This window comes from Staphylococcus sp. HMSC062H10 (genome assembly GCF_001836945.1).
GTDB classification, from domain to species: domain Bacteria; phylum Bacillota; class Bacilli; order Staphylococcales; family Staphylococcaceae; genus Staphylococcus; species Staphylococcus aureus.
On sequence record NZ_KV830948.1, the window covers coordinates 1 to 2,039 of the forward strand.

Below are 2,039 nucleotides of genomic sequence, written 5' to 3' on the forward strand. Positions count from 1 at the left end.
TACATTCTATTTTAAAATAGAATGTACAGTTTTTGATTTTATAATAAAATCGGTGATAATAACCATTTTGATTTATAAAATGTATAATTCTTATAAAAAATTGTTATTGGAATTTAATTTCTAATACTTTTTTATTAGGAATACGCCCATGATATTTTTAATTTTGTTACACCCTAATCATGCAATTAAAACCTTAAAAAAACCACTTTATCTACTGACTGACTAGGGCGTACCTAAATAATACATAAATTATATTACAATATTTTTATTATAGAGACTAAAGTATCTTAGAAATTTGGATAGTAGGTTTTTCGGGAATAAAAGTATAGTTGGCTTTAATATATAATTAAGCTAAGCTATCATTTATATTTACTTGATTATAATTCGCACTTCAACTTTTTAATAACGTAAAAATTAAAACGTAGTTTCATTTATCTTTAGTAATATCTTTTTAAACACTATAATTTCTTCATTAGTTAAATTAGCGAAGTAATGATTATTAAGTTGGTAGGCTTTCTTTTCTAATGTTGGCCATAAGTCTTTTGCTTTATTTGTACTGTTTATTAGCACAGTTCTTCTATTTTCATTATCAGTTTGACGTGTTATTAGATCCTTTTTGGACATCTTATCTAATATTCCAGATATTGTTGAAGGTTCTAAATTTAAAGTTTTACCAATCGCTTTAGGTGTATTCAAATTACTATTAATCAAGCAATTCAAAACACCATATTCTGCTGGAGTAATATTATAGGGACTTAATAAACTTTTAAAATGTTTAAAAACTCTATTCTGAGAAGTACTCAACAAATAATTTATACAATTATCTAATTCCACAACTAAAACCTCTCTTAAATCATTAGTATTGACTCGCTTATCATATCATGATAGGTTTTGTAGGAAAATGGTTTTGCAACAAAAACATACCTCTACAAAACAATTGTGAAAGAAGGCTAATAAATGTTCAATGCGGTAGTAGTGAGAAAAAGTGCATCAAATGTTAGTTATAAAGTAGAAAACGTTGATGAATCTCATTTATCAAAGGGTGATGTCTTAGTAAAAGTGGTATACTCTTCAATAAATTATAAGGATATGCTAGCTTTACAATATAAAGGCGGTGTAATTAGAGATTATCCTATGATTCCTGGTATAGATTTTGCAGGTATTGTTGAATCAAGTTCGAATGATAAGTTTAAAGAAGGCGATAATGTATTAGTTACTGGTTATGATGTTGGCGTGACACATACAGGTGGATTTTCAGAATATGCACAAGTGCCTGGAGAGTGGATTGTTCCTATTCCCCAAGAAATGTCTATTAAAGAGTCTATGGTATATGGCACAGCCGGTTTTACGGCAGCATTATCAATTTTTGAACTAGAAAAATATGGAATGAATATCAAATCACAACCTGAAATTTTAGTGTCTGGGGCTACAGGTGGTGTGGGCAGTGTTGCTATACAAATTTTACGTAAAATTGGATATGAAAATATCACTGCTATCGTAAGGAAAGAAAAGCAAATAGAAATCGCAAAAAAATTAGGTGCAAAACAAGCAATAATAATTGAAAATGATAATAAACCGCTTAAAAAAGGTGTTTTTGATTATTTCTTAGATACAGTGGGGAGTAATGTAACATTATACGGTTTAAAACGTCTAAATTATCAAGGTGTTGCTACTGTATGTGGAAATGTAGCAGGAAATTCACTTAACACTAATATATTACCGTTTATTCTTAGAGGTATTAAATTAATTGGCATTGATTCTGTATATGTTGATCATAATATCCGGGAAGATATATGGAGTAAGTTAGCAAATGAATGGAATATAGGAAATTCACTTCTATACAATGAAATTGGATTTGAAGAATTCTATAAAACGATAGATCAGCTTTTAAAAGGACAACATTTAGGAAGAACTATTTTAAAAGTATAAGTATGAGTATTCATTAATACATTTACTATTAATTCAATCATTTTGCATTTTTCTACTAACCAGTGTTATAATTTATATAACGAAAATGATTAACAATTAATGCACCAATC

The 2,039-nt window shown here is 28.2% G+C and carries 2 protein-coding genes; one reads left to right on the forward strand and one right to left on the reverse strand.

Features of this window, described 5'->3' with window-relative positions; genetic code table 11:
- Nucleotides 1–414: 414 nt before the first annotated feature.
- Nucleotides 415–834 (reverse strand): MarR family winged helix-turn-helix transcriptional regulator, encoded by a 420-nt coding sequence (locus HMPREF2658_RS00555; protein WP_000418032.1) that lies wholly within the window; start codon nt 832–834, stop codon nt 415–417.
- 123 nt (nt 835–957) lie between these two features.
- On the opposite strand from HMPREF2658_RS00555, the gene HMPREF2658_RS00560 reads away from it, so the two are divergent.
- Nucleotides 958–1,929 carry an oxidoreductase gene (locus HMPREF2658_RS00560; protein WP_000481280.1) on the forward strand — a complete coding sequence of 324 codons (972 nt, stop codon included), beginning with the start codon at nt 958–960 and terminating at the stop codon, nt 1,927–1,929.
- Nucleotides 1,930–2,039 lie beyond the last annotated feature (110 nt).

What these genes read in the sequence shown, in the direction of transcription:
- HMPREF2658_RS00560 (WP_000481280.1), top strand. Translation starts at nt 958, where the DNA reads ATGTTCAATGCGGTAGTAGTGAGAAAAAGTGCATCAAATGTTAGTTAT.